23 protein-coding genes and 2 pseudogenes are annotated in these 26,514 nt (G+C 59.2%); 21 read left to right on the forward strand and 4 right to left on the reverse strand.

All coding sequences use genetic code 11. The annotated features are described in order from the left end of the window. Positions 1-73 precede the first annotated feature (73 nt). Positions 74-346: pseudogene (locus RGQ15_RS10075) on the reverse strand (YcbK family protein); the annotation flags it as partial. Between the two features lie 50 nt (positions 347-396). Continuing rightward, positions 397-1,344 carry a LysR substrate-binding domain-containing protein gene (locus tag RGQ15_RS10080; RefSeq protein ID WP_311160086.1) on the reverse strand — a complete coding sequence of 316 codons (948 nt, stop codon included), beginning with the start codon at positions 1,342-1,344 and terminating at the stop codon, positions 397-399. Positions 1,345-1,496: 152 nt separating this feature from the next. Between RGQ15_RS10080 and RGQ15_RS10085 the strand changes: the two genes are divergently transcribed. From RGQ15_RS10085 to RGQ15_RS10135, 11 genes are all read left to right on the forward strand, one after another. Then, a complete protein-coding gene (locus RGQ15_RS10085) occupies positions 1,497-3,101 on the forward strand; it encodes an ABC transporter substrate-binding protein (RefSeq protein WP_311160087.1) in 1,605 nt (534 codons plus the stop codon). A 31-nt stretch (positions 3,102-3,132) separates the two neighbouring features. Next, positions 3,133-4,530, forward strand: coding sequence for a lyase family protein (locus tag RGQ15_RS10090; RefSeq protein WP_311160088.1), 1,398 nt, complete (start codon positions 3,133-3,135; stop codon positions 4,528-4,530). Beyond that, complete coding sequence (locus RGQ15_RS10095; RefSeq protein ID WP_311160089.1) at positions 4,524-5,507, forward strand: ABC transporter permease; 984 nt, start codon at positions 4,524-4,526, stop codon at positions 5,505-5,507. The genes RGQ15_RS10090 and RGQ15_RS10095 overlap by 7 nt, the downstream gene beginning before the upstream one ends. Then, the gene (locus tag RGQ15_RS10100) at positions 5,504-6,709 is read left to right on the forward strand and encodes an ABC transporter permease (protein WP_311160090.1); all 1,206 of its coding nucleotides are present in this window, start codon (positions 5,504-5,506) and stop codon (positions 6,707-6,709) included. The genes RGQ15_RS10095 and RGQ15_RS10100 overlap by 4 nt, the downstream gene beginning before the upstream one ends. An 8-nt stretch (positions 6,710-6,717) precedes the next feature. Next, positions 6,718-7,689: an ABC transporter ATP-binding protein gene (locus RGQ15_RS10105; RefSeq protein WP_311160091.1), complete on the forward strand. Its 972-nt coding sequence runs from the start codon at positions 6,718-6,720 to the stop codon at positions 7,687-7,689. A gap of 4 nt (positions 7,690-7,693) precedes the next feature. Then, positions 7,694-8,677 carry an ABC transporter ATP-binding protein gene (locus RGQ15_RS10110; protein ID WP_311160092.1) on the forward strand — a complete coding sequence of 328 codons (984 nt, stop codon included), beginning with the start codon at positions 7,694-7,696 and terminating at the stop codon, positions 8,675-8,677. Positions 8,678-9,060: 383 nt separating this feature from the next. Beyond that, positions 9,061-11,811 carry a UvrD-helicase domain-containing protein gene (locus tag RGQ15_RS10115; protein WP_409201337.1) on the forward strand — a complete coding sequence of 917 codons (2,751 nt, stop codon included), beginning with the start codon at positions 9,061-9,063 and terminating at the stop codon, positions 11,809-11,811. Between the two features lie 262 nt (positions 11,812-12,073). Further along, positions 12,074-12,676 carry a hypothetical protein gene (locus RGQ15_RS10120; protein WP_311160094.1) on the forward strand — a complete coding sequence of 201 codons (603 nt, stop codon included), beginning with the start codon at positions 12,074-12,076 and terminating at the stop codon, positions 12,674-12,676. 416 nt (positions 12,677-13,092) lie between these two features. Then, on the forward strand, positions 13,093-13,278 hold the full coding sequence (locus RGQ15_RS10125) for a helix-turn-helix transcriptional regulator (protein WP_311160095.1): 186 nt from the start codon (positions 13,093-13,095) through the stop codon (positions 13,276-13,278). A gap of 373 nt (positions 13,279-13,651) precedes the next feature. Next, positions 13,652-14,365, forward strand: a complete 714-nt coding sequence (locus RGQ15_RS10130) for a hypothetical protein (RefSeq protein WP_311160096.1) — start codon at positions 13,652-13,654, stop codon at positions 14,363-14,365. A 482-nt stretch (positions 14,366-14,847) separates the two neighbouring features. Next, a complete protein-coding gene (locus RGQ15_RS10135) occupies positions 14,848-15,723 on the forward strand; it encodes a DUF6602 domain-containing protein (protein WP_311160097.1) in 876 nt (291 codons plus the stop codon). Between the two features lie 470 nt (positions 15,724-16,193). Here RGQ15_RS10135 and RGQ15_RS10140 read toward each other — a convergent pair. After that, positions 16,194-16,576 (reverse strand): annotated as a pseudogene (locus RGQ15_RS10140) (transposase); the annotation flags it as partial. Positions 16,577-17,054: 478 nt separating this feature from the next. Between RGQ15_RS10140 and RGQ15_RS10145 the strand changes: the two are divergent. Beyond that, on the forward strand, positions 17,055-20,018 hold the full coding sequence (locus tag RGQ15_RS10145) for a TrlF family AAA-like ATPase (RefSeq protein WP_311160098.1): 2,964 nt from the start codon (positions 17,055-17,057) through the stop codon (positions 20,016-20,018). A gap of 459 nt (positions 20,019-20,477) precedes the next feature. On the opposite strand, the gene RGQ15_RS10150 is transcribed toward RGQ15_RS10145, so the two are convergent. Then, the gene (locus RGQ15_RS10150; protein ID WP_311160099.1) at positions 20,478-20,912 is read right to left on the reverse strand and encodes an Arm DNA-binding domain-containing protein; all 435 of its coding nucleotides are present in this window, start codon (positions 20,910-20,912) and stop codon (positions 20,478-20,480) included. Between the two features lie 314 nt (positions 20,913-21,226). Between RGQ15_RS10150 and RGQ15_RS10155 the strand changes: the two genes are divergently transcribed. From RGQ15_RS10155 to RGQ15_RS10195, 9 genes are all read left to right on the forward strand, one after another. After that, a complete protein-coding gene (locus RGQ15_RS10155) occupies positions 21,227-22,447 on the forward strand; it encodes a tyrosine-type recombinase/integrase (RefSeq protein ID WP_311160101.1) in 1,221 nt (406 codons plus the stop codon). Continuing rightward, positions 22,447-23,187: a hypothetical protein gene (locus RGQ15_RS10160; RefSeq protein ID WP_311160102.1), complete on the forward strand. Its 741-nt coding sequence runs from the start codon at positions 22,447-22,449 to the stop codon at positions 23,185-23,187. Before RGQ15_RS10155 ends, RGQ15_RS10160 begins: the two co-directional genes overlap by 1 nt. 105 nt (positions 23,188-23,292) lie before the next feature. Then, positions 23,293-23,475: a helix-turn-helix transcriptional regulator gene (locus RGQ15_RS10165; RefSeq protein WP_311160103.1), complete on the forward strand. Its 183-nt coding sequence runs from the start codon at positions 23,293-23,295 to the stop codon at positions 23,473-23,475. 7 nt (positions 23,476-23,482) lie between these two features. Continuing rightward, the gene (locus RGQ15_RS10170; protein WP_311160104.1) at positions 23,483-23,920 is read left to right on the forward strand and encodes a hypothetical protein; all 438 of its coding nucleotides are present in this window, start codon (positions 23,483-23,485) and stop codon (positions 23,918-23,920) included. Continuing rightward, a complete protein-coding gene (locus RGQ15_RS10175; RefSeq protein WP_311160105.1) occupies positions 23,917-24,363 on the forward strand; it encodes a hypothetical protein in 447 nt (148 codons plus the stop codon). Before RGQ15_RS10170 ends, RGQ15_RS10175 begins: the two co-directional genes overlap by 4 nt. Then, positions 24,360-25,637, forward strand: a complete 1,278-nt coding sequence (locus RGQ15_RS10180) for an AAA family ATPase (protein ID WP_311160106.1) — start codon at positions 24,360-24,362, stop codon at positions 25,635-25,637. Before RGQ15_RS10175 ends, RGQ15_RS10180 begins: the two co-directional genes overlap by 4 nt. 105 nt (positions 25,638-25,742) lie before the next feature. Further along, positions 25,743-25,901: a hypothetical protein gene (locus RGQ15_RS10185; RefSeq protein WP_311160107.1), complete on the forward strand. Its 159-nt coding sequence runs from the start codon at positions 25,743-25,745 to the stop codon at positions 25,899-25,901. Continuing rightward, the gene (locus tag RGQ15_RS10190; RefSeq protein WP_311160108.1) at positions 25,861-26,082 is read left to right on the forward strand and encodes a hypothetical protein; all 222 of its coding nucleotides are present in this window, start codon (positions 25,861-25,863) and stop codon (positions 26,080-26,082) included. The genes RGQ15_RS10185 and RGQ15_RS10190 overlap by 41 nt, the downstream gene beginning before the upstream one ends. Before the next feature lie 86 nt (positions 26,083-26,168). After that, positions 26,169-26,393 (forward strand): MerR family transcriptional regulator, encoded by a 225-nt coding sequence (locus RGQ15_RS10195; RefSeq protein WP_311160109.1) that lies wholly within the window; start codon positions 26,169-26,171, stop codon positions 26,391-26,393. Positions 26,394-26,514: the final 121 nt, after the last annotated feature.

Genomic DNA, 26,514 nt, shown 5'->3' on the forward strand with positions numbered 1-26,514 from the left:
AAGGAAACAGTATCTCACGATGCCAGGAACGAGCGCGCATACTCCGCGGGCGGAATTTGGGTAGGCCCGCGGGCTATCGCCGGCCCCGGCACCAGCCATCAAACCGAGCGTAGATCGTGACCGCTATGCCGCCGAGCGCGACCGCGATGAACACCCAACGCAGCGTGTTGAGATACGGCACGAGCGGCAGGATTGCGGATTGGGTCTTCGCGAGGACGCTCTGCGCCCTCTCGACCCCGGCCGCGCAGAGCGTCGCGACACCCGCCACCCCGCGGCCCTTCATCGTACGGCTGTCGGCCAGCACCTCCCGCGCGGGCGGTGTCTCGGCTGCAAAACCGAATGAACGCGCAGCGTTGATCACCTCGAAGCACATCCTTTCGAGACCGACCATTAGATTCAGCGACCTTCCGGCGATTCAAGGCCGGTCCGATCGCCGGCTGCGCTGACAGTCTGGCGAGCTGTAAGGTCGACGCGACATTGAAATGTCTGTCGGAGCCAACTGCGAAACCGACGGAGGCCGGGCTGTCGCAGCCGTCTTTCGTGAAACTCGAAACGGTAGGAATCTGCGATCCGGCAATCGTCGAATAGGGTAACAAGGCGCCCCGTCGCCAGTTCCTGCCGAACCAATGGAGTTCGGACGATTGCGATACCCAACCCCTCCACCGCGGCCGGAAGTTCAAACCCCGCACCGTCAAAGTCCATGAACCTGCAACCGGGCTTCAGGCAGGAAAGGTTGCGGTCAAGCCATCGATCCCAGTTCCGTCGAAATTCGGCCGATCGAAGCAGGACGTGGTGAGCCAGATCCTCCGGCCGATCCAACGGAGGCGATCGAAGCTTGTAGCCGGGCGAGCAGACAAGGATGAGATCGCCTTCGATCAGTTTGTCCACGACGAGGTTTGCTGCCGGTTCTCTGCCCACAAAGATCCTGCCATCCACGCCGTCCACATTCGGTCCGTCCACCTGTAGCGTGACCTGGACCTCGGGATGGTTGGCGAAGAAGCTGCCCAACACCGGGATAAGGCATGACTGCAGGAAAACGCGCGGACAGGCGATGATCAGCGCACGATTCCCGCTGCTCTGCCCAAGCGTGTCCGTCGCCGAGCGGATGTCCGACAGCGCGGTGTTGATGGCGGTCCAGTATGCACGCCCCTCGTCAGTGAAGGTGATCCGGCGGTGTCCTCTCTCGAAAAGCAGACAGCCGACGTGATCCTCAAGGTTCCTGATCTGTCGGCTGACCGCGCCAGGGGTCAGATTAAGCTCTTGCGCGGCACGGGCGACGCTCAGGTGCCGGCCGACAGCGGCAAAGACCGGCAGGGCCGTCATCGGCGGATGTCTCGAATTCATGATCGGGCCTCCCAACCTCCGAGACGACGAATAGCGTTCCATTGAGAAAAACTCAACGGAGAGGAGAAATCGTCGATTTCAATCGGCCGACGCGCGGCGCTAGGCTTTGAACGTCCCGAGGGAGAACGGGGAGTTTCTAAATGGGGGGAGAGATGGAAAAGCGCAGCGTGGTGCAGGGAGCGATTTTGGCCGGCATCGTCGCGGTACTGCCCTTGGGGGTGATGGCCCAAGAGTTGCGGGTCGGGGTCGCGGCGCTCGCGACTTCGGCCGATCCGCATTTTCACCGCGCGGGCTACAATTTCGACCTGCGGGAAAACACCTCGGACGCGCTGACCTATGCGAATGGTGTGACTGGGGATCTGGAACCGCGCTTGGCCCGAGAGTGGAAGATCGTCGGTGACACAGAATGGCTGCTGACGCTGGAGCCGAAGGCCGTGTTCGCGAGCGGGCAGCCGCTTGGTGCAGACGATGTGATCTATTCCATTTGCCGCGTGCGAAACGTGCCGAACAGTCCGGGGCTTTACACCAGCTTCATCGAATCCGTCGCGGATGTGACCGATGCCGGCAACGGCCAGATCACGATCCGCACCAAGACACCGGACCCGAACCTGCTGCGCAGCCTCAGCAATATCGGCATCGTCGAGAACCCGACGGGCAAGACGCTGACCTTTGACGACTCGACTTGCGGCAATGACAACTGGCTGGAGACCAACGGTTTCAACGACGGCAGCATCTCGACCGGGATCGGGCACTACAAGCTGGCCAGCTTCACGCCGGACACTGAAATCCGGCTGGAACGCAATGACAGCTACTACGGGACACCAGCCGGGTATCAGACCGTCACCATCAAGTCGCTGCCCGACAACAGCGCGCGAATCGCCGCGCTGCTGGGCAATGCGGTCGACGTGATCAACGCGGTCCCGATCAACGCGATCGACAGCATCGAGACCGCAGGCAACATCCATCTGGCCGACATGCCCTCAACGCTTCTGATCTTCCTGCTGCCGGACCAGCATCAGGAGCCGACGCCGAAGGTATCGGGCACAGACGGCAAGAACCCGTATCTGGACCCCCGCGTGCGGCGCGCGCTGAACCTCGCGATCAACCGCGACGAAATCGCTGAGACCGTCATGGGCGGCATGGCCCAACCGGCCAGCCAGATCATTCTGGAGGGTGTCTTCGGTCACAACCCCGACCTCGCCCCATATCCCTATGATCCGGCCAAGGCGCGCGAATTGCTGGCCGAAGCCGGATACCCCGATGGCTTCTCGCTGACACTGACCGCGCCCAGCGACCGCTATGTGAACGGCGCGCAGGTGGCGCAGGCAGTGGCGGCAATGCTGTCGCAGATCGGCTTGGACGTGACGCTGGAGACATTCCCCCGCAGCATCTACTTCAACAAGGCCAGCGCCTATGAATATTCGCTGTACCTTGCCGGGGCGGCAGCCGACACGGGCGAAGGTCTGAGCCAGATGATCAACCTTGCAGCCACGCGCGACAGCAAGCCCGGTTGGGGCGGGGCCAATCGCGGGCGCTATTCCAGCAAGGTGACCGACGGGTATCTTGAGAAGGCGCAGTCGACGCTGGACGATGCCGAACGCGAGAGCCTGGTGCGCGCGGCGGCGAAACAGTCCCACGAGGATGACGGCATCATTCCGCTCTATCACGAGCTGGGTGTCTGGGCGGTGCGGGACGGGGTCCATTTCGAACCCAATGCCAACCTGCTGAACATCTACTATACAGCGCGGCCCGAGTAACGGCCGCGCCCCTCCTCCGGAAGGCAGAAATATGGGCATCGACTTCAACGACAGGCTGTCGGCGCAGCTGGATTATCGCGGATTGCGCGCCGCCTTTGCACCAGAGGCGATCTATCAGGCCTTTCTGGACGTGGAACGCGCCGTGGCCCTTGCCCAAGGGAAACTCGGGATGATCCCGGCGAACTCTGCGGCCGCCATCGCAGCGGCCTGCAATGTCGAGCGTTTGGACAGGTCGCGCATCGAGATGGGCTTCGCGACCACCCGGCACCCGCTGATGCCGCTGATCAATGAACTTGTCCGTGTCGTGGGAGAGCCACATGGCGGTTACGTGCACTGGGGCATCACGACGCAGAACGTCATCCAAAGCGGCATCCTGCTGCTCGCGCAAAGAGCGCAGGCAACGCTCGACGAACTTCTGTCCGAGATACTGGCGCATCTCGGTCGTCATGCCCGCGCGCACGCGACAACGACCATGGCGGGGCGAACGCATTATCGCCATGCCGTTCCCATCACTTTCGGTTTCAAGGTCGCCGTATGGATCGATGAACTGCTGCAGGCCATCGATCGCCTGAACGAGGTCAGGGCCCGCGCCTTTGTCGTGATGTCGGGCGGTGCGGTGGGCTGCTTTTCCGCCCTCGGTCCGCAAGGGCCGGCGTTCCAGCGCGAGGTGGCGCAACTTCTTGGCATGGGTGAAATGGCGATCCCGTCGCGCGCGATCCGGACGCACATGTGCGACTACATGAACGCGCTGGGCCTTGCTGCCGCTGTCTGTCACCGTATCGCCGAGGAAGTCTATCAGACCAGCGCGGAAGAATATGACGAGATCCACGAAGGTCGCGTCGCCGGTTCGATCGGCTCGTCCACTATGCCGCAAAAAATCAATCCGATCCTCGCCTATGGTATCATCGCCGGGGCAGAGCGGCTTTACGCGCTGGCAGGGATGCTGATGTCCCTGGCGCACAGGCCTTTCGAATCCGACGGTTCGGCGAACCAGATCTTCGAGGACGCCATGCCCGATGCGATCGGCGCCATGGCCGACGTTCTGGTCAGGACCGAGGCGATGCTGCGTGATCTCGTCGTCGATCCCGCACGCATGCTGGTGAATCTGAACCTTTCGCATGGCGCGATCCACGGCGAACTCGCCATGATGCAGTTGGGGCGCACACTGGGCAAGCATACAGCGCATGAGAAGGTCCATGACATTGCCGTTAGTGCGGCAGACGGGGGGCGGGCGTTTATGGAGCAGATCGCAAGCTTGCCGGGCGGAGGGGAACTGCGCGCAGAGATCGACAGACGCCTTTCCGGTGGCGGCAGCAACGGGATCTGCGCCGAGTATGCGCTTCACTTCGGCGCTTTGGCCGAGCGCGCCGCGAATGGCACGCTTCCGACACCTGCGGAACGCTTGCTGCACGTGGAGCCGCCATGCTGAATTTCGCTCTGAAACGGTTGGGACAAAGCCTTATCGTCGTGCTGGTCCTTTCCATCGTGCTGTTCGTCGGGGTCTGGATGATCGGCAATCCGGTGGACGTGCTGATCTCATCCGAGGCAAGCCCGGCAGAGCGACTGGCGGCGATCCGCAGCCTCGGCCTCGACAAGCCACTCTGGCAGCAATACCTGATCTTTCTCGGCAATGCGATGCAAGGCGACTGGGGCACGTCTTTCGTCTACCACGAGCCGGTGACCGACATCCTGCTCCAGCGGCTCCCGGCCAGCATCGAACTGGCCATGGTCGCCTTCGTCATTGCGATGGCCATCTCGATTCCCGCGGGCCTTTATGCCGGGCTAAAGCCGAACTCCCTCGGCGCGAAATCTATTATGGGGTTTTCGCTGATCGGGGTCAGCATCCCTACATTCTGGCAAGGGATGCTGCTGATCATCGCATTTGGCCTGACGATCCCTCTGGTTCCGGTGGGGGACAGGGGCGACGTCGCGACACGGTTCGGCATCACATCCTCGCTCTGGACGCTGGACGGCTGGTGGCACGTGATCCTGCCGGCCATAAGTCTTGCACTGCTCAAGATGTCGCTGCTGATCCGCGTCACGCGCGCCGCGACGATGGAACTGACCCGCGTGGACTTCGTGAAATACGCTTATGCCAAGGGGGTTCCGACGCGAAAGGTCGTGTGGCGCCACATCTTCCGTAACGCACTGATCCCGCTGATTACCGTCGTGGGGATCGAACTCGGCAACCTGCTGGCCTATGGCGTGATAACGGAGACAGTGTTCTCGTGGCCAGGACTGGGCAAGCTGCTGATCAATTCAATCAGAGTGCTGGACCGTCCGATGATCGTGGCGCAGCTGACCTATACCGCGCTTCTCTTCATCTTCATCAACTTCATGGTCGACATCCTCTACATGGTCATTGACCCGCGCGTGCGCTCGGCCATGGGAAGGCGGGCGGTATGAACACCTCTTTCACCGACTACGCCCGGCGTTTCGCCGAAAGTCCGCTTGCGGTGCTGAGCCTCGCCATAACGCTTGTCTGCATCCTGTGCGCCATCTTTGCTCCGCTGATCGCGCCGACCAACCCATATGACCTGTCGAAGCTGCAACTCTCTGACGCGCTTAAACCCACCGGCTCGGCGCAAGTGGTACCGGGCGAGGAACTTCGGACCGACATCCGCATCGCTGACGGCCAGGTCGCATCGGTCTCGGCCGCTGGTTCTGCCGTCACCAGTTTTCGGGCGGCGATCTGCGGGGAAGGGTGCCTTGATCTTTCCGCTCTGCCCGAGGGTGTCGCGTTATCCAGCCTTGAGCTTCGCGATCTGCCTCGCGGGGTCACGGTCGAGGGCGGGAGAAAACATCCGGTCCGGCCGTGGTGGACGGTTCGGAACCCTGCGGGATCGACCGTGCGCCTTACCTCGGACACGGCACTCCCCGCATCCTTCGACATCATGGCCATCGCGCGCGCCGAACCGCGGGAAACAGGGCTCGTCTTCCTTCTCGGGACTGACAGTTTCGGTCGCGACATGCTGTCCGCCATCCTCTACGGCATCCGGATCAGCGTTCTCGTCGGGCTGGTCGCGGCTGGCGGTGCCATGGTGATCGGAACAGCGCTGGGCCTTTTTGCGGCATGGCGCGGCGGCGTCACCGATGCCCTGATCATGCGCGCGGTGGATTTCATGCTGGGCTTCCCGGCGCTGCTGGTCGGTCTTGCCATCCTGGCCATATTGGGCAGCGGCGTGGGCAAGGTCATCGTCGCGATCGTCCTTGTGCAATGGTGCTATTACGCCCGCACGACGCGATCCGTCGCGCTGAGCGAACTGGGCAAGGAATATGTCGAGGCCGCCCGCTGTCTGCGCCTTTCGCCCACGCGCACGATGGTCCGCCATGTATTGCCGAACTGCCTGCCACAGGTCATCGTGCTCTTCACCCTGAACATCGCGGCCGCAATCTCGCTGGAATCCTCGCTGAGCTTTCTGGGCATCGGCCTGCCGGTGACAAGGCCCTCGCTCGGTATGCTCATCGCCAACGGCTACGAGTTCATCTTCTCGCACAAGTACTGGATCAGCATCTATCCGGGCATCGCGCTGCTGGTGATGATCGTCGCCATGAACCTGCTCGGTGACCGCCTTCGCGATCTGAACAACCCGAGGCTGGAACGATGAACGCGCCGATGACCTCAGAGCCGTTCTTTGCCGTCGACTGTTTGAACACCTGGTTTCACACCCGCGCCGGCGTGGTGAAATCCGTGCGCGACGTGTCATTCGACCTGCGAAAGGGCGAAGTTCTGGGCATTGTCGGGGAATCCGGCTCGGGCAAGTCGGTCACCGGCATGTCGATCATGGGACAGGTCGATGATCCGGGCCGGATCGAATCCGGCTCGATCCGACTGAATGGCGAGGAGTTGACTCGGCTGAGCTTCGAGGAGATGCGCCATTATCGCGGGCGGCGCATTGCGATGATCTTTCAGAACCCGTTGATGACACTGGACCCGCTACTGCGCATCCGCGAGCAGATGTTCGAGGCAATATCTTCGCACGAACGGGTGCCACGTCGAGAGATGGAGCGGCGCTGCATTGAGGCGCTGAAGGCGGTAGGCATCCCGTCGCCGCAGGAGCGGCTGGACGCCTATCCACACGAGTTCTCGGGCGGGATGCGGCAACGTATCGTCATCGCCATCGCGCTGCTGATGGAGCCGGAACTGATTATCGCGGACGAGCCGACCACCGCGCTTGACGTGACGATACAGGCACAGATCATCTACGAGATGCGCCGCCAGATCGACGCACGCGGGTTGGGGATGATCTGGATTTCCCATGATCTCGCGACGTTGTCCGAACTCGCCGACCGGATCATGGTGATGTATGCGGGCGCGGTGATGGAGATCGGCACGACTACCGAGATAATCGGCAGCGCGCGCCATCCATATACTCGGAAACTTCTCGAATCCGTGCCTTCGCGCAATGCGCCGGGAACGATGCTGAAACAGATAGCGGGGACGATGCCCTCGATCCTCTCCTTGGGGCCGGGTTGTCCGTTTGCCGGGCGCTGCGACCGGGCCACCGACGCGTGTAAGGTGCTGGTACCGGTCGCCGAGACATCGCCCACGCATCGCATTTGGTGCGTCCATCCGCATGAGGAATGAACTCGTGACCGCCCCCATCTTTGAAGCCGAGGCGATGAGCCGCACCTTTGCCGGATCCCGCAGTATGTTTCAGCAACTCACCGAACGCTGGACCGGAGCCGAGCCGCTGGCGGTGCGCGCGGTGGATCGCGTGTCGCTGCAACTGGCTGAAGGAGAGACGCTGGGAATCGTCGGAGAATCCGGATGCGGCAAATCTACGCTGGCGCGTATGATCGCGGGGATTCTGCCAACGACCTCGGGCAGCCGGCGTTTCCGAGGCGAGGTTTATGACTCGTTTCTGCGCCGTACTCGCGACGCGCTGAAGGTCCAGATGATTTTTCAGGACCCGATGTCATCGCTGAACCCCCGCCTGCGAGTCGAGGATATCATCGGAGAGGCGGCGATCCTGCATGGCATCGTTGCTCGGCGCGAAGCGCGACCATACGTGTTGGACCTGCTGGAACGTGTGGGGCTTCCTGAGGACGCGTTGCGCCGCTATCCGCACCAGTTTTCGGGCGGGCAGCGGCAGCGGATCGGCGTTGCGCGCGCACTAGCTGTGAAGCCACACATGCTGATCTGCGACGAGGCGGTGGCGGCGCTGGATGTCTCGGTCCAGGCTCAGATCATAAATCTGCTCATTAAGATCCGGCAAGACAGTGGGCTGGCCATGATCTTTATCAGTCACGATCTTGGGGTGATACGCCATCTCTGCGACCGGGTCGCGGTCATGTATCTTGGGCGCGTGGTGGAACTTGCCCCAGCGGATGAGTTGTTCGATGCGCCGAAACACCCCTATACCCGCATGCTGCTGGAAGGCATGCCACGCATCTCGTCGGAGCGCCGTTCCTTTCTGCCTATCCGCGGTGAAATTCCATCGCCGCTCCACCCGCCGCTGGGTTGCCATTTTCACCCGCGCTGTCCTATCGCGTCCGCTCATTGCCAAGCGATCGTACCAGAGCTGCGGCAAGCCGGCCCGGGTCATCTTCATGCCTGTCTGAACACTGCATAGGCCCGCGGATCAGTCAGTCACCAATACCGTAACGGCCTAGGAACATTTTCAATGATCCTTGATCGTGGCTACTCGCCCGGATGTGGTGCCGCCTGAGCCGGTTGCCCGCGGTCGAGTCCAAGCGCCGCAACTAAGGTTGCAGTCGATCTCATAGCGCGGCACGCTAGCTGGAAAGGGTACTGGGAACGCTGACCTTGTCTCTACTGCAACAACGTAGACTGCTGGCACTGCTGAGGAACCCGTTCGGCAATGGCGTCCGGATCGTCGAACTCTCTGACGATCACCTGCGCGTCAAGCGGCGAGACAGCATCGCCTCCGTGTCCTTGCGATCTTTGAAGAGGCCTCCGGCTCTCCGGAAAGGGATACTCGGAACGGTCGTCACCATGAGGCTGGAGGACCAGGACGATGTCGTGCTTAATGGCGCGGACCCTTTGGCGGCCCGACTATTCTCCGAAGAGGTGAAGGAGGCTTGGGTTCGATTCAACCTTTCGGTGCTCGATAAGGAAGCGGCGCGTCTCGAGAGGATCCTAGCAGCCGTCAATGCGCTGGGCGCACCTCTTCGATATGCGGCCGCGTGTCAGATGGCGCCGTTGCTCGAAGAAGCCCGCGGGTTGGATGCTTCGCTCCTCTCGAAGCTGCAAGACGAGGCCATCGGTCCAGAGATGGTCGCGCGCATTGCACCTGTCCGAAAGTTCGTCGCAGATCCGCGAACGGCACGAGCCAAGGGTATCGCCGCCTTCGTCACTGCCGAACTGGAACGCTGGAATGAGTTCTTCGATACCATCGAGAGTAAGCCGCTGACACCGGAGCAGCGGCTATCCGTAGTCGTGGATGAAGATGCGACCCTCGTTTTGGCCGGCGCGGGATCTGGCAAGACCAGCGTCATCACCGCGAAGGCGGCCTATCTGGTCAAAGCGGGGATACGACAACCAGAGGAAATCCTGCTTCTGGCCTTCGCGAAGAATGCGGCAGAAGAGATGTCGGAGCGTGTCGAAGCCCGATCCGGGGGGCCTGTCGTGGCGCGGACCTTCCACGCGATTGCCTATGACGTCATCGGTATCGTGGAAGGGTCAAAGCCTGCTCTGGCCGACCACGCCACCGACGACCTCGCCTTTACCAATCTGATCAAGCAGATCCTGAAGGACCTTGTCCACCGGCTGTCGGATGTCTCGAAGGCGATCATCCAGTGGTTTGCGCATTTTTTGGTCGAGCCGAAGACCGAATGGGAGTTCAAGACCAAGCACGAATTCTACACTCACATGGAAGCGCAGGACCTCCGCACACTGCAGGGAGAAAAGGTCAAGAGCTACGAAGAGCTGCAAATCGCCAACTGGCTCTATGAAAATGGCGTCGCCTACGAGTACGAGCCTCTGTACGAGCACAAGATCCCGAAAACCGGCAGACGCGATTACCAGCCGGATTTCCGGCTGACCGAAAGCGGCATCTACATCGAACATTTCGGCGTGCGGCGCCACAAGATGGCTGACGGCCGCGAGCGGTTGGTCACCGCGCCCTTCGTCGACCGCGACGAGTATCTCGCTGGTATGGAATGGAAACGGCAGATCCACGCCGAGAACGAGACAAACCTGATCGAGACCTACAGCTACGAACGGCAGGAGGGGCGCCTTCTGACCGGCCTTGCCGAGAAGTTGGCACCATACGTCACTCTGAACCCCCTCCCGGCCAACACGATCTATGACCGGATCGTCGAGCTGAAGCAGGTCGATGACTTCTCCAAGCTGCTTGGAACCTTTCTTCGCAAGTTCAAGAGTGGTGGCTATACTCTGGATGACTGTGAGGCGAAGTCAGAAAGCATGACATTGGGCAGGCGCGCCCGGGCATTCCTCGATGTCTTCGCGCCGGTCTTCGCGGAGTACCAGAAGAGGTTGGGAGGAAGGATCGACTTTGAGGACATGATCCTGCGCGCCGCGCGCTATGTCGAGACCGGCCGCTATGTCAGCCCGTTCCGCCACATCCTTGTCGACGAGTTCCAGGACATCTCGCAAAGCCGTGCCCGGCTGCTGAAGGCACTGAAGGCCCAACACCCCGATGTGCGCATCTTTGCAGTGGGCGATGACTGGCAGTCGATCTTCCGCTTTGCCGGGTCCGACATCCATCTGATGCGCCATTTCGGGGAGGAATTCGGCGGCAACTTCGACGGGCAAACTGGTGTGCACCGAACGGTCGATCTTGGCCGCACCTTCCGGTCGATCGACCAGATAGCGTTTGCGGCGAGGACCTTTGTCCTTCGCAACCCAGCCCAGATCGAGAAGAAAATTGTTCCCGCAGGGGCAGCAACAGAACCGGCGATTAGGATCGTGACCGTCTCGAAAGGCGAGGATGAGCAGAGGCTATCCAGCGTACTCGAGGCAATAGCCACCAAGCTTGAAGGGAGGTCACAGCCGGAAAGTGTGCTTCTGCTCGGGCGCTATCGATACCTGGAACCCGACATGCGTGGTCTCAAGCACGACTTCCCGCAGCTGCGCATTAGTTTCAAAACCATTCATGCGTCAAAGGGCCTCGAGGCGGATCACGTCATCCTCCTGAATGCCGACAGCGGCAGGACCGGCTTTCCCTCCGAGATCGTCGACGATCCCCTGCTGTCGCTTGTCTCGCCCGAGGAGGAAGCGTTCCAGAACGCGGAAGAGCGGCGTGTGATGTATGTGGCCATGACGCGGGCGCGCCATACGCTGACAATCCTCGCTTCCAAAGCACGACCATCGTCGTTCGTCACCGAGCTGAGGAACGACCCGGCCTACGGCATTGCAGCGGCGCTGGGCGCGGAAGCGAAGGCTTATCTCTGCGGTAAATGCGGTGGACGATTGCTCGGCGTCACAGGGAAGGACGGTCGCATCTGGTATCGCTGCGAGCATGTCCAGCATTGCGGAAACCTGCTCCCGGCCTGTCCGTCATGTGGCACAGCGCTGCCACGTCGCGCAGGGAGAACAACGGAGGCCCTATGTGACTGCGGTGCCGGCTACTCGAACTGTCCAGAATGCAGCGATGGCTGGCTGGTTGAACGCAGCGGGCGATACGGGCAATTCCTCGGTTGCGTGCGATATCCGGCGTGCTTGGGGAAGATTCGGGTTTCAGTTCCGAAAGGGCGCATTTCCAAGGTGGACACGAAGCCATAGGGCGCCTGTCCGAATGCAGTGCGCCGGAGTCGGCAGCATAGAAGCTTAGTAAGCTCGTTGGCGACGCGCTAAAGGCCAACGACATTCGAGCGTTCCTTATGACTATCCTTGGGTCATATCGTTGTTCAAGAGTCCATTGCGGTCCACACCGTAACGGGATAGCCCTCGCTTCATATACTCGCTCCCTTGGCCGGAAATCGTCTCTTTTGTCGTCGATGAACTGCAAGAAACATTAGCTGCTCTTGATGAAGTACAGGATGGCATGTGGGTTTCACAGATTGTGCATGCACATGACGGCATAGTCGAACTTGAAGAACAACGCTCAGCCCAACTCAGAGGCCTGGACGGCAATCCGGCGGATCTGAGCGAACCGACAATTCTACTTGCATGCAAGCGAGGGTGCTCGCCCACCGGAGACTTGCATTTCGCTGATCCATACGAACGAGAGCTCGCGCGGCTTCTAAAGCTGGCATCAGAGGACAAATTGTCCTTCGATATACTCAACCACCATGCAACCTTTCTTCTCGGAAAAGGCGCCCCGCTTCCGGTACAGCTACGCTTGTTTCTGATGGGCGTTCTGACCGGTCGGCTCAGTTCGCCCTCGATTTCAGGCAGGCCGAAAATTCCGAGCTTGCGTGACGAGTACATACACGACCTAGTGGGTGAGGTGGCGCAGAAATTCCACCTGAAACCAACACGCAACGACTCTCCGGGTGCGAATGCGTTCAGCGCAAGTGACGCAGTCGCTCAGGCGATGGTCCAGCTTCGTCGTCGTCCACAGTCTTATGATGTCATTCGAAAAATCTGGCTCAGAGGCCCGTATCCGGAATCGGGCCTCGGCATAGGCGAATTGGACCTGCTGTAGCCGTCGCGCACCTCTAGCGCGATCGGGCCGGTTCGTGGAGGCGAGATTGCCAGTAGAGCACGGATGGTGAGGTCGCGGCAGCAGAAAAAAGGATGATGGCGCATCCTAGTAAAGCTGTCGATGCGCGTGGTTCGACTGCCTGACGTTCCCTGTTTGCCCCTAGGCTTGCGACCAAGTCTGCAAAGTGGCTGCACGTTGTTGCCTCCCGAGAGGCGAACGCAAGGACTGCCTGAGCTGTCCCCTCAGTGAGACGCCCTGACGTAGTCTCTTTCGAGCTGCCGCCGCTAGAATCGTGCCTGCGCACCTCAAGGTGCGGACACAAACAAAAAAACCGCCCATTAAAAGCCCCACGAAGTCCGCACCCCACGCGTGTCATGTGTCCAGAGAGGTTCAAACACTTCTTGAAAGGACCATGAATGACCGAAGAAATCTGGCGGCTTCCGCGCGTCATCGCGACGGTGGGGATGGGACGGAGCTGGATCTACTGGGCCGTCGGCGCTGGGCGCTTCCCGTCGCCCCTGCGTCTAGGCGCCCGCGCCGTGGGCTGGAAGCGCAGCGAGGTTGAAGCCTGGGTCAACAACCGTACGCGGGGAGGCCTGTAGGATGCCGACCCCTGCGAATTCGCAAAACCCGGACGAGGAAGGAGGCGGCATCTCGAAGGATGATCGCGACCTCATCCGTCCGCGTCGCCTGTACGAACTGCATCGCGTTGTTTCCTGCTGGGGCCTGAAGGTGACGGCCCTTACCGGCCGGTCGGTCTCGTACAATGCTGCGCGGCGGCACTCACCGAAACCGCCATTCGAGACGGGGTGCAGCATCTCGAACTAATGAACGTATGGAGTGCGGACTTAGTTGCCTTTTGCTGCTGCGGCGTAGCGACCGTGGGTGCAGGATACCGCAGTGGAAATTCGTCAACCAAAGCCAACTCGGTGTGGAAAGTCATATCGCATCAATGCGATGCCCGGTTGATGCAAGATGTTAGAACTAGAGAATCGCGTTGCAGTCGGCTTGGTACTCGGGCAACCTCTCCTCGACCTCAGCATGAAAGCGATTTTTCTCCCCATGATCGACGCCGCTACAATTAAAGATATCGAAGAACGAATTGGGGAACGTGACAAGGGTAATTACATTGCCCTCGTTCTTTTTTGCCGTTATCGCGACGATGAATTGAGCGTGCCTTGGCGAGTTGCGGCAAACTTTATCAACTATCACTTTAGCTCTGGCAGAGACTTAGACATTTTTGTTCCTGGATTCTCATTTTACGGCGCTAACCATAGAGATGATCTCGGGCATGCAGTGAAGCTAAGAAACTCAAAACCTCAAGGTTATTATTACCCTAAGGCTCTAGTTGATGCGGAAGAATTTCTTACAGAAAATATGCCAGGCTTTCACCTCGGAAGTTCCGTGACTGCGGTTGCTATTGAGGTAGAAGATGACGTGCCAGACTGGAAAAATGGCGCTGTAATAAACCTCTCAAATGGCCCGATGGAAGAGGTTGAACGGCAAATTATGGAAATCATCAACGGGTCCAAGATCTCTCAAGGGACGGTGGACCCAAGTAGCGCCAAATTTCGTAGGAACTTTCGGCTGAACAGCTTAGTAAAGGTCTTAGTTGAGCACGGTTGGGATGCTGCATCCGCATTCTCAGGTATTGGCGCACTTGTTCTTACGTTGGCCTCATCCAGTTAATCCTAAGGGCGGGGCAGAAATTGACAGGTTTGGCTCAGGCGAGTGTCATGATCCCCAGATGGGAAGGCCGGCCCTCCAACAGCCGGCCGTACGCTAAGGACTCGGCACTACAATGCGGACGGAGTTACCAGTTGTTGCACCTGCGTTCTGCGGGCCAAGTAGCTACCGCTACATCGAGGTTTCGGGCGGAGAGCCAACCTTCACCGCTCACCAGATGAACACCCACGAATCGGAAGAAGCTATGGTCTGAGAAAAACGAAGAAATGTCTCGACTAGGGGCAGATTGCGGACGCTTCAATTCGAGGCGCGAAATCTCCCGAGTTGCCCTTCCGTTTTCTGATCGTGGCATCGAGCCTAGCCCGTGCCGCTCAGTAGGTGACGGCTCACATCAGGCGCGCTCAAGCCCCGGAAATACCGCATTGTCAGATCTTTAAGCTACGACTAGCCTTGGGGGTCGCGACTAGAGTCGGGGGGAGCGCACAATGGACGGACGGAGGCTCCAAGGTTTCTGGAATCAGGAAGTTCTGGCGCTCCTTGCGGTGTACCGACAATTCGAAACTCTACTGCCTAGCCCTCACTTTGAAGGCGCGGAGCATCGCGGCGAGGATGGCCGCTACGTGGAAGCCTTGCTCCGCAATTACCTGCAAAAATATCTTCCCAAGGATCTCGAAGTGCTCACTGGCTTTATTTTGCGGCCGGCAGTTAAGACAGGCAAGAACACGCGCAACAGGAAGAACGAAGCGGACCAGCATTCGACTCAACTGGATATTATTGTGTATGACACCGGCACCTACCCGGTTTTTCAGAGGATGGGTGAGACGGCAATCGTGCCGCCTGAGGGCGTCATTGCTGTACTGTCGGTAAAGAAAACGCTGCGCGATGCAGATTTATCAGCCGAATGTAGGGCCTTGGCAACCGCAGGCCATATCTGCCGCTCGGATGAAGGCCAGCCAGAGGATCGCCGTCGCGGTCCATTTCTTGCCCTGGTGGGTGCGGGCTCGCAATTTGCTGACAAATTAGTGGCAAAGGAAACGAAGATTTTCCAGAAGCTACAAGATCTTTACGCCGACAGGTCCAAGTTCGATGATATGGTCGGCTTCATCGGCGATCTTTCGGGTTGGTATGTCTTCAAAGCCCGCCCAACAACGAGTCCTACAGCCGACAGCGGCGTGGCAAGATATTTTTACCTGTCACTTGAGAAAGATGAGTTGCATCACAGCTTTCAGTTTCTCATCTCCGGCATTTTATCTGTCTATTACGACGACACTCGGCGAAACGTGAAAAGGCCCGGATATACAGCATTCCCGGCCATGCCAGCTCAAAAACTTGGCGGCATCCCTTTCAAAGGGCTTCGGTAACGGCCTGCGATTACAGGGTTACTTGAAAACAGCCGCGAACCCTTATAATCGAAAGAGCAGCTTTGGAAACCAAAGCTGCTCTTAATCCGGTTTTTTCCGCTATAAGCCATCAGGAGTGACCGGAAACACACTTTGGCTATCTCGTCGGTAAGTATAGCCCTCACCAGTGCTCATACAACTACAGCGGCTTGCGAATTGTTTCAAGGGTTACTTCATCTCATGCGCCGACCCGATTGCAAGCTGCAGCATCGGTCATCCAGCACGCCGCTGAAAAATGCACGGCAGATGGAAGATTATTCTTCGATAGCCAGTGAGGGCTGCGCACCCGACGGTTGGCCCGCCGAAATGGCGGGCTCCGCATTATGACGCGAGCAATCTGGGCAGGCGCGCAAGATTGCAGGCTGCCATCGGGTGCCATCGACCGAGAAATGCTCGTCCGACAATAGCGGTGCCACGTCGCGATGCGCCTAGATTGCCGCCATTACCTTGCGCGACATCTCGATCGTCAGCAGCCGGTCGCGGTTCTTGGTGAAGACCGTCGGGACCCAGACTGCATCATCGATCCCGAGGCCGACGAACCAGCGGAACAACAGGTTGTACTGCATCTGTTCCATTAGTTGCCGCTTGGAGGGATCGAGAACAGGATTTACAGCAGGCTGGCCCGGATCAGACGTTCAGGTGCGATCGACGGTCGACCGCCCATGGCATAAAGCCGATCGAATTCACCATCGAGGCTGACGAGCGCGTCATTCACCACCTGTTGGATCTTGCTCAACGGATGCCGGGCAGGGATGCGCTGCTCAAGATCAACGTAGCTGAAGAGCGAACCGCTCGCCTCGTCCGATCCCCGCATCCACTTTCCCTCTCGTCTTGCAGGAACCGTGAATCATGTTCTGCGTCCAGCGTCGACCCCGTCGTTTTTCAGCAACGTGCTAGGTTGTGGATCGGTCACGCGCCGTGTCAGCTTTGATTGTCAGCAATGGCTCCGAGCAACGTGCTGCGGCACAGCAGCCGGCAGGTTCGCTGTCCTCATCTGTGTCACACGCACCGCACGCGGGGCGGCCCATGGCGGTCGGTCGAGCCTTGCCTATGCCGCATGGCGGCATTCAACGAAGCGGCCGTTCAGGCGTCGTGCAGCGAAATTTTAACCGTTACAGCCAAATTGCGGATCTTGCTGGCCCTCAGAGCCCGTTACTGCCGAGGCATCAAAGCGGCTGAGCAGCGGAGACATCCCGCATATATCGATTGAGAGATGAGGATTTTCAAGTATCGTCAGGTCGATACTTAATGACGTTTTTGTATCGCAGTTTGATATGCTGCTTGGAGAGGCAATGCTTAGTTCAGGATCGCGATGGCTTCGTTGGGAGCCGCATATTCATGCCCCTGGCACCGTGCTTAATGACCAGTTCAAGGGCGCCGATTCCTGGGAGGAGTATCTCGAGAAGATAGAGGCTGCGACACCATGTATCCGAGCACTCGGTGTCACAGACTACTACCTCCTCGACACATACGAGAAAGTAAGTGCGGCGAAGGCCAACGATGGGCGCCTATCCAATGTCGACCTTATCTTTCCAAATATCGAGTTGCGGTTAGGCCTCGGCACCATCAAGGGCAATTGGGTGAATTGCCACCTTCTTGTCAGTCCTGAAGACCCCGACCACGTCGGCGCGGCGCAGCGGTTCCTGCAACAATTGACGTTCGATGCCTACGATGATCGTTTCACCTGCACCCCTGCTGACCTCACCCGCTTGGGCATGAATGTTGATGCGAGCTTGTCGGGCCGGGCTGCGCTTGCGCGCGGCGCGACACAGTTCAAGGTCAATTTCGAACAGCTGGTTGAAGTCTACCGGGCTGTCGGTTGGGCGAACGAAAACATTCTCATCGCAGTTGCCGGCAGCGAGCACGACGGGACGTCTGGTCTTCGGGGTGAGTCTGAAGGTGCGCTTCGCGCCGAAGTGGAAAAATTTGCCCATATCATCTTCGCCAGCAGCGCCAGCCAGCGTGACTTCTGGCTCGGTCGCAAGCCAAGCGCGACACCTTTCGATATCCGTAAGCGCTATGGTGCTCTGAAACCATGTCTTCACGGTAGCGATGCCCATGAGACACAGAGGATCGGCGCCCCAGATGGCGATCGCTACTCTTGGGTGAAGGGCGCGGCTCAGTTCGACACGTTGCGCCAGGCAGTAATTGATCCTGCGGGCCGCGCCTATGTCGGCCTGATACCCCCGACGCGGGCAACGCCCTCACAGGTCATCGCCTCGATCGGAATTCAAAATGCGACATGGGCAGAGACGCCATTCCTATCACTTAACCCAGGCTTGGTCGCGATCATCGGCGCACGCGGATCTGGTAAGACGGCATTGGCGGATGCGATTGCTGCCGGTTGCGATGCTGCATCGGAAAATCTCAGCGCCGCCTCTTTTCTCGTTCGTGCCGGTGACCTCTTGGGCGGGGTCAGTGTCGAGCTAGGTTGGGGTTCTGGCGATCCCTCCCGCCGCGATATGCTTGACTATACCTACGATCCCGAGCGGGATGGCCGCTTCCCGCGGGCTCGCTACCTGTCGCAAAAGTTCGTTGAAGAGCTCTGCTCGGCTGACCGTATCACCGACGCGTTGCTCTCCGAGATCGAGCGGGTTATTTTCGAAGCGCACCCCGACAAGGACGGCACCTTTAGTTTCGCCGAGCTTCTCGAGATGAGAGCCTCGCGGCATCGTCTTGCCCGCGAGCGTGAGGAGGAGGCGATAGAAACCCTATCAGATGAAATCGGTTCGGAGCGCGAAAAGCGGCTTCGCGTCCCAAGTCTGAAACAGCAGATCCTTCAAAAGGAACAGCTCGTGAAAGGCCTCGAGACCGATCGCGGCAAGCTGGTCGTCAAGGGGAGCGAGGAACGGGCAGCAAGGCTCACGGAGATCGTGAATGCCGCCGAGAAGGTCCGGTCATACCTTCGCTTCTTCGTCAATCAGGAGGCATCGGTTCTCGGCCTGCAAGATGAGGTGAAGGCTTTCCGTCAGAACACGGCACCCGAGGCCCTACGCCAAACCAAGGCAAGCTATGTGGCCGCCCGCCTCGATGAAGGTGACTGGAATGCGTTCCTTCTCGAATACCATGGAAATGTCGATGAAGCGCTGAGCGCGAAGTTAGAAAAGGCGCGCAAGGGGACGGCTGCATGGCGAGGGGTGGCACCGGAACCCTTGTTCGATCGAATGCAATCCTACCTCGACGACGGAGCCGATCCTGAAAAGACGCCGTTGGCCATGCTCGAAGCTGAGGCGAAGCGGCTACAAGGTCTCATCAATGTTGATACCGAGACGGCCAGCAAATTCACGGCTCTCGTAAGGCGGATAGCCGAGGAAAATGCACAGATTGAGTCGCTGCGGACATCGCTCACCGACTGCGAAGGTGCCGCGGAAAGGATGCGTAAACTCAGCGGTGATCGCCAGGACACTTACCTTCGCGTCTTCGAAGCGATCCTCGCCGAGGAGCAGGTTCTTCGAGATCTTTATCAACCGCTGGTGGATCGCTTGCACACCGCGGAAGGCACATTGCGGAAACTATCCTTTTCAGCGACACGCCGCGCCGATGTAGGAAGGTGGGCCGCAATGGGTGAGCAGCTGTTCGATCTTCGCCAGGCGGGCGATTTCAAAGGCAAGGGATCGATTGCACAATGGGCCAACCGGCATATGCGTGCCGCTTGGGAGAGAGGTGACGTCTCGGCGATTGGTCAGGCGCTCAAGCTCTTCACGGAAGCTTGGCAGGATGAGTTGACCGCTGTCGCGAAGGTTCCGGCCAATGACGCTCCGGCATATCGTAGCTGGCTGATGCGGTTTGCTAAATGGCTGTTCAGCACCGACCACATCCAGATCGAATATAGCATTGACTATGAAGGGACCGACATCAGCAAGCTGTCGCCCGGCACCCGCGGCATAGTTCTGCTTCTTCTTTACCTCGCGCTCGATGACACCGATCACCGCCCCCTAATTATCGACCAGCCCGAGGAGAACCTTGATCCGAAGTCGATTTTCGACGAACTGGTCAGCCTGTTCATATCCGCCAAGACGAAACGTCAGGTTATCATGGTTACGCACAACGCCAATCTGGTCATCAATACGGATGCTGATCAGATCATCGTTGCGACTGCCGGACATCATAGTCCCGGCGAATTGCCGCCGATCACGTATGTGACGGGCGGGCTCGAGGATTCAGAGATTCGCCGGCAGGTATGTGACATTCTGGAAGGGGGCGAGGCGGCGTTCAAGGAGCGTGCGCGCCGCTTACGTGTGCGGCTACAACGTTGAGTCGAGCAATGTCCACCCGTGTCTCCAGCAGTTAAACACAAGACACCTCCCTTCCAGGCAGCCCCCATTGTGCCGCCAATCGGCTTGTTTATTGAGGGGCCTGGGATTGAAGGCAGTAATGTCAGCAATTGATACGCTGCAGGATTGCTTCATGCACCAGCCTGAGACGGCCAAGCCAAAGTCTTCTACCCATCGCTTTTGCAAAAATAGCGACAGCCCTGTGATCCATGTTGCCACTTTAGCCCACGCGCCCACACGCCAAGATTGGCATGTTCAGGATCCTTACTACTGCCTTTGATGGCCTTTTTTATGAAGTGTGTTTCGATGACCGAGCCTATCAAAGCAACTCCGATCCCAGCAGACGCAACCGGTGCTACTGCCGCGCTGGCTGGTTATGATTATCAGCTCGACGTCTCCATCCTAGTGGCCTTGCGGATACTTTTTGTCACTAAGTCGGCGTCACGCATCACGCTTGAACCGGCGAATGCCGACGATATCGAGGTCGAGCTTGAGGAAGACGATCCTACCCACGCTGTTCTGCCACTGCTGCCGATGCTTGGCATTCTGCCAGCTAGGCGCGTTGGCCTCGTAATACGAATCGAAGACCTGCCCGAATGTGATGCCCCGACCAGCGCCGTGCTTGTCGGGGGCAGGGGGCTTGCCCAAGGGGTCGATGCCCTGCGCGACCTGTTCGCGCAGTTTTGCTGCCTTACGGCGGGCTGCGGCCAGTGGCAGTGTATCCGCGCTGCCAAGTCCCATCTCGCGCCTGCGGCCCGTGCCCGGTTCGGAATACCGGAAGGCCCAGCTTTTCGACCCCGGCTTGACGCTCAGGTAAAGCCCGCCCCCATCGGCGTGGAATCCAGGCCCCGATGATTTTACGGCACCGCTGCCCAACTTGTGAATCGCACCCCTTGGCAAAACTGTCCTCCGAACCAACGCGCAGTCCCACGCAACTAACGCGACTGCCTCGGACTAATCCAGACAGGTTCGACAGTCGTAGTACAGTTTTTGCTGGGTTTTCGTGACAGTCTGGACAGTCTCGACCGTTAGGTGGCGGAGGAGGTGTCCACATATGCACCTTCTCACGCCTTCCCAAGTGGTCCTAAGTATCTTGAACTGAAACAAAAAATTTCCAAACTTGCGTCTTGAATGTTCCCGCTATGTCCCATACCTTCACAATCACGCTGGGGGAACACTTGGGGGATCGATTGCAGGAAACCACAACCCGCAGGACCGGCAATAGGCTCACTGCCGCGCTTGTCCGCAGCCCGCTTGAGCCGGGCAAGTATCACGACAGTGGCGGCATGGGGCTTTACCTCATGGTCAAGCCGAACGGTTCGCGCTTCTGGGTGCAGCGGATCATGATCCACGGCAAGCGGCGCGAGCTTGGTCTCGGTAGCCCTCCGGTCGTGACATTGGCGAAGGCTCGAGAGATCGCGCTTGAGAACAAGCGGTCTGTGCGCGACGGGGTGGACCCGCTCAAGGCGCGCATGGAGGCCGAGGCGATCCCGACATTCGCCGAAGCCGCGCACACGGTCCACAAGCTTCACCTGCCGACATGGCGCAATGAGAAGCATGGCCAGCAGTTCATCTCGACGCTGGAGACCTACGCCTTCCCGCGCATCGGCAAGATGAAGGTCGGCGACGTGAGCACGGCTGACGTGCTGGCTGTCCTTGCCCCGATCTGGAACGAGAAGCGCGAGACGGCGCGGCGCACCAAGCAGCGCATCGGCATGGTGATGAAGTGGGCCGTCGCGAAGGGCTGGCGGCAAGACGACCCGTCGATGGCAATCACGCAGGCGCTGCCGAAGGATAAGCAAGAGAAGGTGCACCGCAAGGCGCTGCCGTATGGCGAAGTGGCGACCTGCATGAAGGTGGTCGAAAGCAGCGGGGCAGGGGTCTCGACAAAGCTGGCTTTCCGCCTGCTGGTGCTGACGGCTAGCCGATCGAATGAAGTCAGGCTAGCGCGATGGGGGCAGGTGAACTGGAACGCCGAGGGTGGCCCTGTCTGGACCCGGCCGGCTGACGTGATGAAGGCCAAGAAGCCGCACAGCATCCCTCTGTCGAAGGCCGGCGCCGAGGTGTTGAAGCTCGCCAAGGAGATCTCGAACAGCGACGATCCCGACGCGCTGATCTTCCCTGGAACCGTGAAGGGCAAGCCGCTCTCCGACGCCACGCTGCTCAAGCTGGTGCGCGAGAATGGTTATGACATCGACATTCACGGCTTCCGCACCTCCTTCCGAACGTGGACGCAGGAGAAGACCACCTTCCCCCGCGAGGTGGCCGAAGCGGCGCTGGCGCACACGATCAAGGACAAGGCCGAGGCGGCTTATGCCCGCTCGGAACTGATGGATAAGCGCCGCGCCTTGGGCGAGGCATGGGCAATGTATCTGGCGCAGGAGAGCGCCAAAGTCGTGAGGATTGGGTGATGTGGTGCCCTGACGGTTTTATTAGCTTGGCTGAAATTTATGAGAAATTTGCCGAAATCTCTAGCCAGTGGCGGTTGGCGACGCCAAATCAATACGACGTCCAGCAGGAAGAAAAGAGATCTTGGCTAGATTTTAACGTAGATCTCGGCTGGGATCGAGAATTGGCCTATAAGGTTTGGCTCATGAACTGCTTTCTAAACGCGGAGGAGGGAAACTTATATGCCGCTCACCCTAACGGGAATTCTGTAAAGCTATCAACCATCGTGGTTCGGCGTGGTAAAGTTTACGATGGAGATTTCCAGGATGATCCGCAAGGCTGGAGAAGCATAATTGATCACCTGAAAGATCCGTTCATGTTCGTGGAGGATTTATTTTACACAATCGATTTGCGGGACGTCACTGACTCACCTGATATGGATGAATGGGCAGCGGCATACCATATATTGAAGCCGCTGGACCGGTGTCCTGTGTGTTGGAAAATGCCGACCGGCAGCGAGCCCGACTGGAAGAAAGTGTGCGGAATAGGTGACGGTGAGGAAGGTCGTCGGCCGGGCAGGCCGTCGAAAGTCGGAAAGTTCGCAGCGGCTTATAAGGCAGAGTTCCCCAATGGTAGCGAAGGTAAAAACCGCAAAGCCGTCCTCGCGCACCTTCAGCGAGTGACTGGAATCAGCGGCTCACTTGACACGCTCGACAGGGCTATGGCCATGGCGAACGATGCGCAAAAGTCTACCGCAAAATAGCCGCAAAAATCGAATGCTGAAATGCGTATTTTGCTAATATTCCCAACCTGAAGGCTTTCCACAAATCATTCCTGCACTGACCCAAAACAGCGCAGGAATGACCATATGTCACGTCGCTATATCCGCCGTACCGAAGTCGAGGCCCTGACCGGCCTTAGCCGCTCGACAATTTATCGAATGATGGATGCGGGCGATTTCCCGAAGCCCGTCAAGCTCACCCGCAAAGCCGTTGGCTGGCCTGAAGATCAGGTTGCCGAATGGCTGGCCTCGCGCCCTGTCGCAGCGTGAGGTGAAAATGAGGTTCAATCGGGCAGAGCGACGAGCAAATAAATCACGGGCAAAAGAACTGGCCGGCAAGTTCGCAACAAAATCTTACGATTACGATACGTCCGGCATTCTGATCAGAGTGGAGAACCCCAAGGCAATAGCCGTGCTGCGCCGTGCTTTCACCCATCTATTGGAGAGAGGCGGCGACCCTTATGCCATGCAGATCACCCGCGCCGAGGCTGCCGCCTTTCCCAGACCTAGCGCCCCAGAAGGGGTGCAGCACTCCTTAGCAGTTGGCATCGACGTGACCTCGAGGGCGACGTATTCGTTAGCCTGGGCATACACTGACGTAGACGGATCTTCCACCGACGCCACCTTGCTGGCCGAGGCCAAGGCACTCGACAATCTGGCGGAAAGCATGCGCGTTGCCGGATTCCCCGTCCCCAAGACCACGGGGCGCGCATGAACCGCATCAAGGCTCTCCCGGTAGGTCAGGACAGTGCCCCACTTCTTGTCGGCTGGGATTCGAAGACAAGCCGAGACCCTGATCAGATCGCCCAAAAGAAAGCGCAGGTCGCGCTAGCTGGCGCAACCGAGGTCGAAATCGAAAGCTTTTGGGACTGGGCAGAGATCAACGCAGATCGCCAGGCCAAGGCAAGCAAAGTTATCGAATCGGTGATGGATTGCGAGCCAGAGGACCGCGTGTTGTTCCTCGAAACGATTCTCGACCAGATCCGTCCTGGCTGGCCCAAATCCTTCAACATCGACGTGATGGAAGAGGCGGGCTGGTGGGCCGACACCGCCACGACGCCCGAGCGCAAGGCTTACATGCTGGCGTGCTATCGCCGCCTATCCCGCGCTGACCGGGCCGCGTTCCTGACCTACATCACCGGGGGGGATGCGGCATGAAGGTGATGCAGCGAAATGACTTTTCGGAGATGGCCGACCTGGACCGCAAGCACATGCAGGCGGCTGGGCCGCGCTCCTACGCGAATCTGACCGGTCGGGCGCTCGACCTGTCGGGAGCAATCCGCCCGCTGCACAAGATCAAGCCGGTTCTCAAGTCCCGGTATCTGGTCAAAGGCTGGCTCGACCGTGGCGCGTCCAGTGTCATTTATGGCGAGAGCAATGTCGGCAAGACATTCTTTGCACTCGATCTGGCTTTGCACGTTGCCGCGGGCGAGGATTGGCACGGCAACCGCGTCCCGACCGGCGAGAAGTGGGCCGGGCCGGTGATCTATGTCGCGTGCGAAGGTGGCAGCGGCATCAATAACCGCATCGAGGCGATGCGCCGCGACAAGCCCAAACTGATGGAGCGAATTGAGGACAACAGCGACTTTGCCTTGCTGCCCGCGCCGCTTGACCTCTGCACATCCGAGGACGCCAGCTATCTGATTGATGCGATCCGCGAGGTTGTCGACCAGATGCCAAGCCTGATCGTGGTCGACACCTTGGCCCGCACCATGGGCGCAGGCGACGAAAACACCGCCCAGGACATGGGCATGTTCATCAAGAGCATTGACCTGCTGCGCGAGGCGACCGGGGCGCATGTGATGGTGATCCACCACAGCGGCAAGGACGCCAGCAAGGGCGCGCGAGGATCTGGGAGTCTTCGGGCCGCAGTCGATACGGAGATCGAGCTGACCCGCACCGACGACGTGGTGACGGCTGAGGCACGCAAGCAACGTGACATGCCCTGCGACGGCGTGTTCGCCTATCGGCTCAAGGGTGTGTTCCTCGGGCACGACGAGGACGGCGACAAGGTGACTTCTGCCGTGGTGGAGGCGACCGAAGCACCGGCCAAGCGCGTCAGGCTCAACGGCTCCGACAAGATCGCCTTGCAGGCGCTTTCCGATGCGATCGCGCAGCATGGCAAGGTGATGCACAGCGACATGTTCCCTGCCAACCGGCAAGTGGTGTCTGTCGAGAATTGGCGGGAGATGTGCGACCGGCATTCGCTGTCGGCTGGTGACAGTCCTAGCGCAGCACGCACAGCCTTTGGGCGCGTAAGAACACGCCTTCAGGATAGAGAGCAGATCCGGATTGTTGACAACTATGTCTGGCGCGTTTTGGCCGAGGATAAGGCGTCACAACCGTCACAGCGCGTCACAAGTGACCAGTGTGACGCCGGTCAAGCTACCGTCACAACCGTCACACCCCCCTATAAAGGGTGTGACGTGTGACGCAGACCCAAACCAGAACAAGACTGCGCAACGGTGCCTTCCAGATCTCGAAGAATTCGACCTCGAGGCATGGGCCTGTTCAACGCCAACGCAACGAGGGCCGACATGGCTGATCCCATTAATTTCACCATCCAAAAGCTGAACGTCATCGACGGCCCGCCTAGCGAGCGGGGCACGCGTCTCTTGGCCACGTTCAATCTCGGCTTCCCCGGCGTCATCGTCCATGGCTGTGTCCTGGTCGAGCGAACAGGCGGATCGAGATGACCGTGCCCATGTCGATGCCGCGCTCGATGCCATTCACGATCATCTGGCCGTCAGCGGTGGCACGATGATGGTGTTGGCCGAACGCATGGGCATCACTGCCGAGGTCGAGGCGACGATAGTGCAACGGCGGCAGCGTCTCGCGAACCTGCAAGCCAGCGGGGGCCTGCGTGGTCGGGCATGACCGGGGGTGGTCTGGAACTTTGGCCTAATGGCGGGGACCGGCGCGGGGAGCAGCGCGCAAGATATGACGGAATTGGAGATTTACGGATGACCCAAAAACCCGAGCATCCGCCGCTTGATCGCTGGCGTGCAGACGAGGTTCTGGAGCCGGATCGGCAACTGTGGGGGCTGCCCGAAATCGCCCGCGTGGCAGGGGTAAGCATTGACACGGTGCGCCGTTGGCATAGAAAGACGGATGCGCCGATCAGCAAGCCTGGCGGTCGCTATTACTCCACCAAGACCGCGCTCAAGAACTGGCTCTGCGCCAGATAAACCTATGATTTGCAATGTTTTGCAATCTGACGTGGTAAGTCGTGGGGCCGTATCTTGGCCCTATGAAACTCTGGCCCTTCTCTCGCAAAGCTCAACCGGTTGAACAGAAGTCTCTGGCGTC

The organism is Paracoccus sp. MBLB3053 (genome assembly GCF_031822435.1).
GTDB classification, from domain to species: Bacteria; Pseudomonadota; Alphaproteobacteria; order Rhodobacterales; family Rhodobacteraceae; genus Paracoccus; species Paracoccus aurantius.

Bases quoted from the DNA above. Each gene is read 5' to 3' on its own strand.
- RGQ15_RS10080 (WP_311160086.1), bottom strand. From the start codon at position 1,344: ATGAATTCGAGACATCCGCCGATGACGGCCCTGCCGGTCTTTGCCGCT.
- RGQ15_RS10085 (WP_311160087.1), top strand. From the start codon at position 1,497: ATGGAAAAGCGCAGCGTGGTGCAGGGAGCGATTTTGGCCGGCATCGTC.
- RGQ15_RS10090 (WP_311160088.1), top strand. From the start codon at position 3,133: ATGGGCATCGACTTCAACGACAGGCTGTCGGCGCAGCTGGATTATCGC.
- RGQ15_RS10095 (WP_311160089.1), top strand. From the start codon at position 4,524: ATGCTGAATTTCGCTCTGAAACGGTTGGGACAAAGCCTTATCGTCGTG.
- RGQ15_RS10100 (WP_311160090.1), top strand. From the start codon at position 5,504: ATGAACACCTCTTTCACCGACTACGCCCGGCGTTTCGCCGAAAGTCCG.
- RGQ15_RS10105 (WP_311160091.1), top strand. From the start codon at position 6,718: ATGACCTCAGAGCCGTTCTTTGCCGTCGACTGTTTGAACACCTGGTTT.
- RGQ15_RS10115 (WP_409201337.1), top strand. From the start codon at position 9,061: ATGAGGCTGGAGGACCAGGACGATGTCGTGCTTAATGGCGCGGACCCT.
- RGQ15_RS10120 (WP_311160094.1), top strand. From the start codon at position 12,074: ATGTGGGTTTCACAGATTGTGCATGCACATGACGGCATAGTCGAACTT.
- RGQ15_RS10125 (WP_311160095.1), top strand. From the start codon at position 13,093: ATGACCGAAGAAATCTGGCGGCTTCCGCGCGTCATCGCGACGGTGGGG.
- RGQ15_RS10130 (WP_311160096.1), top strand. From the start codon at position 13,652: ATGTTAGAACTAGAGAATCGCGTTGCAGTCGGCTTGGTACTCGGGCAA.
- RGQ15_RS10135 (WP_311160097.1), top strand. From the start codon at position 14,848: ATGGACGGACGGAGGCTCCAAGGTTTCTGGAATCAGGAAGTTCTGGCG.
- RGQ15_RS10145 (WP_311160098.1), top strand. From the start codon at position 17,055: ATGCTTAGTTCAGGATCGCGATGGCTTCGTTGGGAGCCGCATATTCAT.
- RGQ15_RS10160 (WP_311160102.1), top strand. From the start codon at position 22,447: ATGTGGTGCCCTGACGGTTTTATTAGCTTGGCTGAAATTTATGAGAAA.
- RGQ15_RS10165 (WP_311160103.1), top strand. From the start codon at position 23,293: ATGTCACGTCGCTATATCCGCCGTACCGAAGTCGAGGCCCTGACCGGC.
- RGQ15_RS10170 (WP_311160104.1), top strand. From the start codon at position 23,483: ATGAGGTTCAATCGGGCAGAGCGACGAGCAAATAAATCACGGGCAAAA.
- RGQ15_RS10175 (WP_311160105.1), top strand. From the start codon at position 23,917: ATGAACCGCATCAAGGCTCTCCCGGTAGGTCAGGACAGTGCCCCACTT.
- RGQ15_RS10180 (WP_311160106.1), top strand. From the start codon at position 24,360: ATGAAGGTGATGCAGCGAAATGACTTTTCGGAGATGGCCGACCTGGAC.
- RGQ15_RS10185 (WP_311160107.1), top strand. From the start codon at position 25,743: ATGGCTGATCCCATTAATTTCACCATCCAAAAGCTGAACGTCATCGAC.
- RGQ15_RS10190 (WP_311160108.1), top strand. From the start codon at position 25,861: ATGGCTGTGTCCTGGTCGAGCGAACAGGCGGATCGAGATGACCGTGCC.
- RGQ15_RS10195 (WP_311160109.1), top strand. From the start codon at position 26,169: ATGACCCAAAAACCCGAGCATCCGCCGCTTGATCGCTGGCGTGCAGAC.